Raw genomic sequence first — 13,365 nt, 5'->3', positions numbered from 1 at the left:
TTAATATTGTTGAGTAGTTTTGAAACAAGTCTATTTATAATTTTTATAGATTTTATGAATACAAAAAAGACTGCTAATTTGTTAATTAACAGTCTTTTCTTATTTGGAATACTTAAATATTATTTTCTTTTATCGTCTACTAATCCCATTAATTTTCTTACATCATATAAAGTTTTTTCTGCCACTTCTGAAGCTTTTTTAGCTCCTTCTTTTAATACATCATAAACATAGTCTTTATCATTAGAGTATTTATTGATATTTTCTCTGATAGGTGCTAATTCTTTATTTATATTTTTAGCAAGCATTTTTTTACATTGTACGCAGCCAATAGAAGCATTTTTACAGCCTTCACATACTTCTTTTTGCTCTTCTTCAGTTGAAAATATTTTATGATAGCTGTAAACATTACATATATCAGGATTACCAGCATCAGTTTTTAGTTTTCTATTTGTATCAGTCATAGCCTTCTGCATTATTAATTTTTCAGTTTCTTCATCAGTTAAAGATAATGCTATATGATTATTCAAAGATTTACTCATCTTATTCTGACCGTCCAAACCTAATATTCTTAAAACCTTACCATGGTAAGTATCTGGTTCTTTAAAATATTCTCCGTATCTGTTATTAAACTTTCTTACTATCATTCTAGTAAGTTCAACATGCTGTTCTTGGTCTTCTCCAACAGGTACAATATCAGGGTGATAAAGCAAAATATCAGCAGCCATCAAAGAAGGGTATGTAAGAAGTGCTGCATTAATATTTTCTGCATTTTTTCTTGATTTATCTTTATACTGTGTCATTCTTTCTAATTCTGCAACTGGTATAATAGAGTTAAATATCCAAGCAAGTTCGGTATGAGCTCTTACATCAGATTGTACAAATATAGAACATTTTTTAGGGTCAAGTCCGCATGCCAAATATTGTACTGCAGCATCCATTATCCTTTTTTGCATTTGTGTAACATCATATTCTATAGTAATAGCATGATAATCAACTATACAAAAAAATCCGTAATACTCATCAAGTATATTAACCCAATTCTTCAAAGCACCAAGATAATTACCTATATGAAGTGAACCAGTAGGCTGTATTCCGCTTAACATAACTTTCATAGTATAACTCCATTTAATTTATTTCTGATAAAAACTGTAAACTATTAAAAGCTTACAATTTTTATTATTATACATTTTATTCAGCCTTAATATTTGCAATTAAAAAACCTTCTTCATTGGTTTTTAAATCGCTTACACTAATATATAAAAGTCTCTTATCCTCTGTCTCTATTAATAATTTTTTATTTAAAGGATTAAGGTCTTTTATTACAGCAGGTACGCTGTTAAATACTAATTTAGTTCCAACTTTAGGAAGATCTTTTTTTAATGAACAATAAGCCTGATATTCATGTCCCAAGCAGCACATCAATCTTCCGCATTGTCCTGATATTTTCATCGTATTTAAAAGCATTCCCTGTTCTTTTGCCATTTTTATTGTTATAGTTTCAAATTTTCCTCTTATTACTTTGCAGCATAATTCCCTTCCACATATTCCGCATCCGCCTATAGATCTAGCTTCATCTCTTACCCCTATTTGTCTTAATTCTATTCTTGTCTTAAAATGTGCTGCTAAATCTTTTACTAATTCTCTGAAGTCTATTCTCTCCTCAGCGATAAACTCAAATAAAAGTTTTGCTCTGTCTAAAAAATAATAAGAGCTTATTAATTTTAAATCTAAATTATGATTATTAACTTTTTCCTTACATATTTTAAATGCTTCTGCTGCATCTTCTGTATTTATTCTATGCTGTTCTAAATCTTTTTCATCGGCTATTCTAAGTATATTAAATATTTTATTTTTATTATTTTTTGGTTTTACATTATGGTTTTCTTCTGCAGCTACAATATCTTTGAGTTCCTCTGATAATTCTTCATCTGCAGATATATTTTCATCATGTGAAGCTTCATCATTATGTGTTTCATGATGTTCTATGTTTTCATTATTCTCATTTTCTAATGAATCTACATCGATATCTTCAAAGTTTAATACATGACCTATTTCTATACCTTCATCTGTTTCTATAACACAGGCATCTTTTACCTTAATATTTTCTATATGTAAATGTTCAAATTTTCCTATATTAGAACCCCTAAATTTTATATGGGCTATATTTTTTATCATTAATACTCACTCCGAATTAAATAAAAATATTAAATTTATAGATATTATATTTTATTTTTAAGTTGATATAATTGCAAGTATTATTTTTTGATATACTATAAAAAAATATAAAAATCATTGATAAATATTTTATATAGTATATCATATATGTTTTAAGAGTATTTAAGCAGTTTGTTATGAGGGTATTTTTATCGTTTACATTATTATTTTTTATGATTTCTTGTGCGAGTACACCAGAAATTTATTTAAAAACTAATAATGCATACTATTGGAAAGAACTTATAAAAAATAAAGTAGCCTCTGACGATTATCAGAATATATACCGCTTTGATGAAAAAGCTAATATGACATTGACTGTGTACGGTTATAAATCAAAAATCAAATACACATTATTTTTGATGAAAGAACATAATCAGGCATTTTATTATAAAAACTTTACTCTTAAAAATTATATTGTAGAGAGTCTTCCATCATTTAATTTGTATGAAGATGCTGTTACAAAGAATGATTATTCAATATTGTATCTTGATTACTCTTATTACTTTTCTAAAAATTTCCCAGACAGAAGTATTTATCTGCCTATAGGTTTGATGATAGAAGATAATAATTTATATATAACAAAATCATATGATGCTGGTTATATGGACAGACTATCTCATTGGCTTAGGAAAAACGGATACGGCAGAGGCAAAGAGTGGGTACCTGCTGTAAATGCCGATTGGGAAAGTTATCCAGTGCCTACAGAGCATGAAATTGATTGGGAAAAAATAGAACTTGTAGGAGTGCTGTTTTAATCAAATAATTCTGTAAGCCTAAAATCCCAAATCATTAAAATAAGTAAAGTATAAACAAATCTTTCTGAAACTTTAGTATTATTTTCATTAGAGGATTGTATATTTATTTTAACTTTATCTTTATAATCAATATCATTATTTGCATTTATTTTTATTTCAAAATAGTCATTATTATCTAGTTTTAAATTATAACTTTCAACTGCCCCATATTCTAAATAACTAGGAGTCATTGAATATCTAGCACCGAATGCCTTAAAAGTACCGTAAGATATTTCTATGTTTTGTAATTTGTTTATTTCATTTTCTAAATTATTTTTATCTAATTTTATTATACTTAATTGCTGTATAGGCTGGATTAATTCATAATCTTCTAATTGTTTTCTCCATTTATTTATAGTCTCTTCATTCATTTCTATAGGGCTTGCTAAACCTATAAAGCTATCATCATTAATTTTAATTTCTTCATCTTCACAGTTTGAATAGCTTCCATCATTAGAGTATCTAAATGTTGTTAAAAACAGATTATTTTTATCATACAAATTCCAAATAAGTGAAGAGGAAAATTTATTCATTAAAGGATTATCAATAAATATTTCTTTAAAAAGACTATAATTATATTTTTTCTCATACATCAATGATTTATTTAATTTTATAGAAAGTTTTTTTATCACTTTTGGAATTTCGTTTTTGACATATTTTATTTCTTCTTTTGTGTTATCATCAAAATTTTTAGGTACTGCCTTTAATACCCTATTATTTTTTATATCAAATACATTCACAGAATAATCACTATTTAAAATCAATTTATAATCATCATTGATAACTTTTTCACCTTTTGTATCAAATCCGAAATTAGAAGTAAATTTCAATTCTAAATCATCAATATCAAGTCCTATTTCTTTTGATATTTTATTTAGTAAATTAAAAGCCTCTTCTCTCACTTCTGATTTTTTAGTTTTTGAATAGATATCATATAATAATTTAATACTATATTCTGTTGTTTTTACTGATGATAAAATTATCAAAAAGAAATTAGAGTCTTTCTCTTTTTTGTATATTTCTCTTAAAGCCTCATCTCCTCTGTATAAACTATAAACAACAGCAGCAGCTTCTTTATGTGTTTCTATATAAATATTTTTAGCAAAAGTCAAAAAACTTTCTCTGTCAAGTAAATTAATAATAGAATTAATTTCAAGCAAATAATAAATATCTCTTTTAAGTTCCAAATATTTTAAGTATATATATTTTATAACTTTTATATCAACATCTCTTGATTTATCTTTTATTAATACATTACAATTTTCTATATAAGAAACTTTCTTTTCATCTTTTTTACTTAATTTAATATTTTCTTCATATTGTTCAATAGTATCAAATAATTGATAATTAAGAAATTCTTTTAAATCATTAAAATAAATATTTTCTAATTTTCTTTTAGCTGATTGAACTTTTTTATTTTTTATTTCTGAAGCTATTTTATAAATCTCTTTTATATTATCCTCTATTTTTTTAATTATATTTTTATTTTCATTATCAAAAGCATATAAATATAAAATCCATTTCAAACTTAATTTATCTATATTTTTAGAAATAACATCAGACCAATCGCCTAAATACTCAAGAGATTCAATATTCCAATTCTCTAAAGAATCATAATACTGAAAGCCGCTTCTAAATAACATTCCAATCATATTTTCTACTTTATTAACTTTCCAAGTACCCAAAGGCTGATTAAAACTTTCTGCATCATAAAATAAACATTGCATAGATACTACATTAGAAGTGTCCCATTTATCCAAAGTCTGATTAAACTTTTTAGCTTTATCAAAAACATAATCCATTTCTATAATTTGAGATGTATTCCAAGTATTTAATGGCTGATTAAATTCATAGCAAAATTTAAACATATTTGATATATACTTTAAATTAGACGTATCCCATTTATCTAATGGCTGATTAAAACTATAACAATCTTCAAACATACTATTAGCATATTCTAATTTAGAAACATTCCAATTATTAATATTTTGATTGAAGTTTATACAATGCTTAAACATACTAGCAGTACTTATTACACTAGAAGTATTCCATTTATCTAAAGGCTGATTAAAATTCCAGCATTCTTCAAACATATTATTTGCATATTCTAATTTAGAAACATTCCAATTATTAATATTTTGATTGAAATTTCTACAATTCATAAACATACAAGTAGCACTTATTACATTAGAAGTATCCCAATTATCTAAAGGCTGATTGAAATTTGAACAATAAGCAAATGTACGAACCATTTCTTTTACCTTAGATACATTCCAAGAATTTAAATTTTGATTAAAATTTTTACATCCATTAAACATTCCCCGCATATCTGTAACATTTGATACATTCCACTCAGAAATATTTTGATTAAAATTTATGCAGTTATAAAATAAATGTCCCATATCTTTAACATTAGAAACATTCCATTTTTGTATATCTTCATTAAAACTATAGCAATTATAAAACATTCCTCTCATACTTGTAACATTAGAAGTGTTCCAATTTTCTATGCCTGAAAAATCTTTTCTTCTTTCAAATGAGAATAGTCCGCTCATGTCGGTAATTAAACTCGTATCAATATCACCCAAGCAAATATTTTCATCTTGTACTAACTTTTGTAGTTCTTCTTTTGTTTCTGGTTTGTATTTAGACATAATATAACTCACATAATAAGTTTTTTAATTAAAACCTATTATGTGAAAAAATGATAAATTATTATTGTTGCTAGTTTATCGCTTTAAAACTTATAACATAACTAATATTTAATTTTTATATTAATATCAGCAATAAATAATAATTGTTATTATTTTAATATTTAATAATTCTGTTTCATAAATGCTTCAACTCTTTTTTTGGCATTTGCTTTTAAATCAAAATAGTAAAGTTCTATATCCCAAGCATGGAAAATACCTTTGCTAAAAACTCCTGCTCTATCTGTAAAAAATATGTTAGTGTCTGCTGTAGAACATTTAATTACACCTCTAACTTTATCAACCCTAGCATCAGAGAAATTAGTAATTTGATTGATTAATGTATTTTCATTAGTAATATTTGCCCCTAAACTCAATTCTTTGGGTGCTAAAGTTTCTTCTAAAGTCCAAGTAATAGGGTTAATTGTTATAGAGTTTTCAAGAAGGGTAGGATTATAGCCGTTAAAATCTGGGCTTTCTGTATTATAAGAAATTATAACTCCAGTATCATCTTCTTTGCTTGCAAATTTTAAATGCGGATTTTCTTCTATATCCTCTTTAGTTACAGAATACCCTATTATATAAGCAGCTATTAGTCTTTTCTGCAAATCTTCATTATCTTTAAAATAATCTTTCAATATCTCTTTTATCATCATAGCACCTTGAGAATGTCCCATTAATATAATAGGTCTATTGTTATTATAGTTTTTTATAAAATAATCGAATGCGGCTATAGCATCATCTTTAGGAATAGAGAATAAATAACTGTTTAATTCTTCTTTGCTTATATTATTAGTTTGATTTAGTAAGTACAATGCATTAGCCTGTCTATAGAAAGGTGCATATACATTTCCATATTCTTCAAACATACTAGTATGCATAATTACTTTATTTGTTACCGTAGCACGCATAGGAGTATAATCTATAGGACATATCATAAAGTTGCTGTCATCGCTTGCCCAAGTAGTAGGATACAGATAAAATATGTCTACATTTCCATTGTTATTGTTAGGAAGATTAAGCCAATTATTTGAATCAGAATAATCAATATTTTCCGAGTAATAGTTATTATTAGTTTTAACATTTTCATTGTTATTTTGAGAACATGCGAGTATTAAAATAGTTATTAAAGATATTATTGATAATTTTATTTTTATCATAATTTTCTCCTTAAGTATATTAGTATAATTTTTGGGTATTCTAATATATAAGACAATAATCATCAAATACTTATGTTTTATAACTAGATATAATTTTTTTTAATAAATATTGTTTTATATCTGCACTCTTAAATAAATTGTTATATGTCAATTTTTTATATGATATAATATTATTTGTAATTCTTTATTTTTATATATACCAAGAAGAAATATTATTTTCTACAGGAAAACCTAAAAAAGTATATTAAATTATATTTCTGAATAATTTACTTATATATTTTTAACCAGATTTTAATAAAATAGTAATAATTAGCTAATAATAATCGCTAAACATAGTTATTTTAACTTATTTATTTTATTTAGATATTGTTTAGAATATCAAAAATAAAATAATAAATAATGGAGGATAAATATATGGCTAATACTTCAGCAGTTCAGTTAATTAATAGATTAGATAATAATAAATTAAAAATAGATAAAAAAAATAAAAAAATAGGCGAGATTTACTCGGCAGTATCACATGGAGTAGGTGCTTTGCTTGGTATAGCAGGACTTGTACTTATGCTTATAAAAGTTCATGGCAATCCTATGCCAGTTATAATTTATGGTGCGGGTATAATATTTTTATATACATTTAGTTCGCTATATCACTTTTTCCCAGACGGAAAGGTAAAAAAATTATTTAGAAAATTTGATCATATAGGAATATATATTTTTATAGCAGCGACTTATACTCCGCTTTGTATATTTTCTCTTCCAAAAAATATTGGTATATTGATTTTATCTGTTATATGGGGCTGTGCTTTGATAGGGGTATTGTCAAACACAGTTTTTAAGTACAAAAATATATATTTAAGAGTGCTATTGTATATATTGATGGGCTGGATAATAATATTTGCTTTCAAACCTTTATTAAATTCTTTTGATGTGCTTCATTTGAATTGGCTTATATTCGGAGGTATATTCTATACTATAGGTGCTTTCTTATATGCATTGGGTAAGAGGTTTAATGATAAATCAAAACAGTTTACGCATGACATATTTCATATATTTGTACTTGCAGGCTCTTTTGCTCATTACTGGTTTTTATATAGTTATGTTATATAATTTATTTTTTCTTAAAAACACTTTACATTTTTTATTTTATCTATATTATTATAAAGTTATCCTTTCAGTGATGGAGCATAAATGGTTAAGCGTATTAATATAGACGATTTTTTGAAAATGCAAAGAGAAGAGAATTTACCAATAATAGATGTACGTTCTCCTATAGAATATTCACATGCTCATATACCAGATGCATATAATGTTTATTTGTTTAATGATGAAGAGCGTAAGAATGTAGGCACTATTTATAAACAAGTAGGACGAAAGGAGGCTGTATTAAAAGGATTAGAATATGTATCTGTAAGAATGACGGATATATTAAAAAGTATAGACGATATAGCAAAAAATTATAATAATACAAATAAAATACTTATGCATTGTTTCAGAGGAGGTATGCGAAGTGAGTCTGTTGCTTGGCTTTGCTCGAGCTACGGATATGATGTTTATGTACTTGAAGGCGGATATAAAAAATATAGGAATTATGTATTATCTTCATTTGAAAAAAAATATAGAATATACCTTCTTACTGGAAGAACTGGAAGCGGAAAAACTCTTATATTAAAGAGATTAAAAGATAAAGGCTTCAATGTAATAGATTTAGAGAAAATAGCCAAACATAAAGGATCAGCATTCGGCTGGATAAATGAGGGCGAACAGCCTAGTCAGGAACAATTTGAGAATCTTTTATCTTGTGAACTTTCTAAATATGATATTAATTCTGTTTTATGGTTTGAAGATGAGAGTCTGCTTATAGGAAAGCGTGCTATACCTAAATCATTATTTAATAATATGAGAGATGCTGAGAAGATAATTTATTTGGATATACCTCAGGAATGCAGGGCTCTCTATATAGTTAATACTTATGGAAAATACAGCATTGATGATTTAAGAGAATCAATATTAAAAATAAAAAAACGCTTAGGCGGTGAGAGATTAAAGGAATCATTAGAATTGCTTGACAGCGGAAAAATGTATGAATGCGTACTAAATATGCTTTATTATTATGATAAGGCTTATAAACTTAGTATTACTAATGATGAAGATAGACTTGTATCTATAGAATGTAAAAATCAGAACTTTGATGAGATAGTAGATTCAATATTAGCAAGAGTGAAATGTTAATTTGGGCAGTAGTAATAAGAAATTATGAATCAGGAAATTAAAAGTTATATACATGAAAAATTAAAACGTATTCCAGATAAGTCTGGAGTATATTTTATGAAAGACAGCAAAGAAACTATAATATATATAGGTAAAGCAAAGTCTCTAAAAAAAAGAGTATCATCATATTTTAATAATTCAAATAAAGACGCTAAAACTACAGCATTAGTAGAGCATATAAGAGATATTGATTATATACTCACAGAAAATGAGGTTGAGGCTTTGATATTAGAAGCGGAGATGATAAGAAAGCATAAGCCTCATTATAATATACTTCTTAAAGACCAGAAATCATTTCCATTTATAGCTGTAACAAATGAACATTTCCCAAGAGTAATTAAAGCTAGAAATGTTATAGATAAAGAAAATGCTAAAAAATATAAAAAGTACTACGGACCTTATGTTGCTGCTGAGAAGGCTGATAATATAGTGAAGTTTGTTGTAGAGAATTTTAAGTTAAGAAGATGCAAATATGATTTTCCATTAAAAAAGCCTATAAGACCTTGCCTTTATTATCATATAGGAAAATGTACTGCTCCTTGTGCTGATTTGATAGATGAAAAAGATTATGATAAAACTATTGATGATGCCATTATGCTGCTTGAAGGAAATGTTGATGAGCTTTCTGCCAGACTAAGACAGGAGATGTTTCAGCATGCGGAAAAGTTAGAATTCGAGGCTGCAAAAGATTTGAGAGACAAAATTGATTTGCTTAAATATATAACAGTAGAGCAGAGCATATATATTCCAGAGAGTGATGATATTGATATAATAGGAGCTTATGGAGAAAACGGAAATTATATAATAGTTATTTTATCAGTTAAAGGAGGTAAACTTGCAGACAGAAAAACTTTCAGTATGCAGTCTCCTAATAATGATGAATATTATGCAGAAAGAGGCGTATCAAAATATTCTGAGATACTTTCTGCTTTCTTTACTCAGTATTACACCCATGCTAATTTGATACCTGCATCCATATCTGTAGATTTTGCTATTATGGATATTGATATTATAAAAGATTATTTAAAACAAATATCAGGCAGAGAAGTTGATATAAAATTTGATAAAAGCAGAAAAGGTTTAATGGCTATAGCAAATGAAAATGCCAAACATATTTTTAAAGAAAAAGCACTTATCATAGAAGTTCCTTTAGGTATAACAAGGCTTCAGGAAATATTTAAACTTAAAAAAGCTCCTAGTATAATAGAATCTTTCGATATAGCCCATATTCAAGGAAGCTATACTATGGCTGGAATGGTACGTTTTGTTAATGGAGTATCTGATAATAAAAATTACAGAATATTTAATATGAAAACAGTTACTGGAATAGATGATTTTGCTTCTATAAAAGAGGCAGTATATAGAAGATATAAAAGGCTTAGAGATGAGAATCTTACTTTTCCAGACTTGATACTTATAGACGGAGGAAAGGGACAGCTTAATTCAGCAATAGAGGCATTGAAAGAACTCGATATAAAGGGGCAGCCTATAATGGCATTAGCTAAAAAATTTGAAGAGATATATTTACCAAATAGAAATGAACCTGTAAGACTTAGTGATAATGAACCTGCAAGACTTTTTTTACAGAAGGTAAGAGATGAAACGCATAGATGGGTTAATACCAGCCATGGTAAGAAAAGAAGCAGAGAGATGGTTAAAAGCGAACTTGAAGGTATAGAAGGACTTGGTAAAAAAGGAATAGAAAAACTATATGCTCATTTTATAAATATAGATAATATCAAAAATGCATCTTTTGAAAGCATAAGAAATATACCGGGCATTAGTTATAAAGTAGCTAACAATATTTACGATCATTTTCATAAATAGTAAAAATGTTTTTATAAGTTTTTTATTAAGATATTTATAATCCTATATATTATATAAAAAATATAAGACATTATAAGTTACAATGTAAAAATAAAAAAATTAAAAAAAACATTTAATATAAACTTATAATTTATTATATTTTTTGTATATAGTATAAAGTTTTTTTTTTTTAGAGGCTTAAAAATGAATAATAAAAACTATTATACTATAATACCTTCAAGTGTAAGATATGATAAGAGATTAAAATCATTATCAAAACTCATTTACGGAGAAATAGCAGCACTTACCAATGATAAAGGCTACTGCTGGGCTAATAATAATTATTTTGCAGAAATTTATTCTGTGAGTAAGGATACTATTTCAAGGTCTGTAAAACAGCTTGAAAAATATAATTACATAAAATGCGTATATGACAAAACTAAACAAAATAATGAAAAGAGAAAAATATATATAAAAAAATTTAACCTTGTACCAGCAAAAAATCCTATACAGTATAGTGAAAATTTCAGTGACGGTATAGACAAAAAAGAAGAAGATAATAATAAATATAATAACTTAAATAATAAAGATATTAAACTAAAAGAATATACAAATAAATTAAATAATACAGATAATAAACAATATTCTCTCTCTCCTGATTTTGATTTATTTATTAATAAACTTATCGATACTTTTAATTTTCTTACTGGAAATAAGGCGAGTAAATTATATCAGCTTCATTCTTTTAAGACTAAAGGCAAGCAGGAAGAGATTAAATCAATTTTTGAAGATAGGAAGTATGATTGGAAAGGCTGTATTAATTTAGCAAAACAAAAAGTTAAAGATAAAGATAATTTATCAGGCATATGGTGATAAATCCAAGCAATAGACCATCACACAACAGCGAATAATAGGGATTTAACGGGATAAAGCGGTATTTAGTGAAATGTAAAAAAAAAGAACCAACACATTATGCAATTAATTTAATAATTTTTATATATAAAACGATGAAAAAACTCATTTTAATATATAATTTAATCATAAAATATTAGGAAATTAGATAATAAAAAAGTATAAATTAATTAAAGATACACTTGTAATGTAGCTATAGAAGCAGCTAAACAATTATTAGTAAAACTAGCTTTAGGAAATTTATAAACAACAACTATATATCATTAATTAAATTTTCATTTTCATCTATAGGATAAATAATATTATTTTCTAAATCTATATTTTTTATTTTTTGAAGTTTCAACTTTACAGAATCTTTATATATATTTTTTATATTATCTCTTATTTCTTTTATATTATTTTTAAAAAACTCATCATTACTATATTTATCATCAATTAATTTTAATATATCTTTTCCTATTTCAGAAATTAGATAAATACTTATATGAAAATATCTAGTTTCTACATTATTAACCAATTTAGCCTCAAATACATAATTTTTATTAAAAAGTGCAATTGATAATTTATTGTCATCTATCTTTAATTGTGATTCTTCAGAGCTACTTATTAATCCAATTTCCATAAACTTTAATATATCTTTATAATAAATACCTTCTTTAGCAATTAAGTCAATATTTTTAAATAAACAAGAGCTATTGAGACTACCAAGAAATAATGACTTAGCAACTTTAGTAAATAATTCTGCTTCATCAGAAGTCATATTTTTTAATGTTTCTAAAGTTCTATATGAAAAACTACCAGGCTGTTTTATCTCTCCTGCTAATAATTTAGCCCATAAATCCTGCATCTTTTCATCACTTACATCTTCAATAGCACGAAAAAATTTAAATGTCCAATCTTTAGTAACAGGTTTATCAGAAACATCCTCTTCATCTTTTAATATATCATAAGTTTTATCAATAACATTTTGAATATTAGAAGTTCTTGATAATTCCTGCTTTATTAATCTTGTTATTGTATTTTCTACTAATAATAAATGCTCATTGCTTATTTTTATACCATTATTATCATAATTTATACTAGATAATTGATTTTTACTTATAATTTCTGATATTTTTTCTATTTCATATATTTTACTATCTGTTTCAGATTTACTTTCATAAGATTTAGCATCAGCAATTCTTTTCATTTGCATTGGTTTTAACCATTCACCTATACTAGAATTTATAGTATCAATCAATTTTTCTATGACTTTAGAAGATATATTTATATACATAATAACTCCCTTATAAAAGACTATGTATAAATGATAAATCTTTAATATTTTTTGTCAATATATATGAAAAATCTAAAAATCTTTAGTCTATAAAAGTTCATTAAAAATCTATAATCTGAATATAATTAAATGAAGGCAGGTATATAATGCTTACAAAAGATATTCTTAAAAAATCAGGAATAAATCAAAAATGGTATGAAGTATTAAGTAAAAGTTTTGATGAATATAATATATGCAAATCTTAT

The 13,365-nt window shown here is 25.6% G+C and carries 10 protein-coding genes; 5 read left to right on the top strand and 5 right to left on the bottom strand.

All coding sequences use genetic code 11. The features are described 5' to 3' along the window. Positions 1-119: 119 nt before the first annotated feature. Together trpS and F811_RS0108275 are read right to left on the bottom strand one after the other, a co-directional pair. Complete coding sequence (trpS, locus tag F811_RS0108280; protein WP_020004783.1) at positions 120-1,112, bottom strand: tryptophan--tRNA ligase; 993 nt, start codon at positions 1,110-1,112, stop codon at positions 120-122. A gap of 76 nt (positions 1,113-1,188) precedes the next feature. Further along, entirely contained in the window at positions 1,189-2,175 is a 987-nt protein-coding gene (locus F811_RS0108275) for a PSP1 domain-containing protein (RefSeq protein WP_020004782.1), read from the bottom strand. Between the two features lie 176 nt (positions 2,176-2,351). Between F811_RS0108275 and F811_RS0108270 the strand changes: the two genes are divergently transcribed. Beyond that, the gene (locus F811_RS0108270; protein ID WP_020004781.1) at positions 2,352-2,969 is read left to right on the top strand and encodes a hypothetical protein; all 618 of its coding nucleotides are present in this window, start codon (positions 2,352-2,354) and stop codon (positions 2,967-2,969) included. On the opposite strand, the gene F811_RS0108265 is transcribed toward F811_RS0108270, so the two are convergent. Together F811_RS0108265 and F811_RS0108260 are read right to left on the bottom strand one after the other, a co-directional pair. Beyond that, complete coding sequence (locus F811_RS0108265; protein WP_020004780.1) at positions 2,966-5,662, bottom strand: BspA family leucine-rich repeat surface protein; 2,697 nt, start codon at positions 5,660-5,662, stop codon at positions 2,966-2,968. The two genes, F811_RS0108270 and F811_RS0108265, sit on opposite strands and share 4 nt — an antisense overlap. A gap of 161 nt (positions 5,663-5,823) precedes the next feature. Beyond that, a complete protein-coding gene (locus F811_RS0108260) occupies positions 5,824-6,858 on the bottom strand; it encodes a DUF3089 domain-containing protein (protein WP_020004779.1) in 1,035 nt (344 codons plus the stop codon). A 414-nt stretch (positions 6,859-7,272) separates the two neighbouring features. Here F811_RS0108260 and trhA point away from each other — a divergent pair, with 414 nt between their 5' ends. From trhA to F811_RS15665, 4 genes are all read left to right on the top strand, one after another. Continuing rightward, positions 7,273-7,965 (top strand): PAQR family membrane homeostasis protein TrhA, encoded by a 693-nt coding sequence (gene trhA, locus F811_RS0108255; RefSeq protein WP_020004778.1) that lies wholly within the window; start codon positions 7,273-7,275, stop codon positions 7,963-7,965. A gap of 81 nt (positions 7,966-8,046) precedes the next feature. Then, positions 8,047-9,087 carry a tRNA 2-selenouridine(34) synthase MnmH gene (mnmH, locus tag F811_RS0108250; protein WP_020004777.1) on the top strand — a complete coding sequence of 347 codons (1,041 nt, stop codon included), beginning with the start codon at positions 8,047-8,049 and terminating at the stop codon, positions 9,085-9,087. A 24-nt stretch (positions 9,088-9,111) separates the two neighbouring features. Beyond that, the gene (gene uvrC / locus F811_RS0108245; protein ID WP_020004776.1) at positions 9,112-10,953 is read left to right on the top strand and encodes an excinuclease ABC subunit UvrC; all 1,842 of its coding nucleotides are present in this window, start codon (positions 9,112-9,114) and stop codon (positions 10,951-10,953) included. A 183-nt stretch (positions 10,954-11,136) separates the two neighbouring features. Next, positions 11,137-11,805 (top strand): helix-turn-helix domain-containing protein, encoded by a 669-nt coding sequence (locus F811_RS15665; protein ID WP_020004775.1) that lies wholly within the window; start codon positions 11,137-11,139, stop codon positions 11,803-11,805. Positions 11,806-12,097: 292 nt separating this feature from the next. Here the strand turns inward: F811_RS15665 and F811_RS0108235 are convergent, their stop codons facing one another. Continuing rightward, positions 12,098-13,120 (bottom strand): DUF2806 domain-containing protein, encoded by a 1,023-nt coding sequence (locus F811_RS0108235; RefSeq protein ID WP_020004774.1) that lies wholly within the window; start codon positions 13,118-13,120, stop codon positions 12,098-12,100. Between the last annotated feature and the right edge of the window lie 245 nt (positions 13,121-13,365).

It is taken from the genome of Brachyspira innocens ATCC 29796, from assembly GCF_000384655.1.
Classification (GTDB): domain Bacteria; phylum Spirochaetota; class Brachyspiria; order Brachyspirales; family Brachyspiraceae; genus Brachyspira; species Brachyspira innocens.
This window is presented reverse-complemented; position numbering and strand designations above follow the sequence as displayed.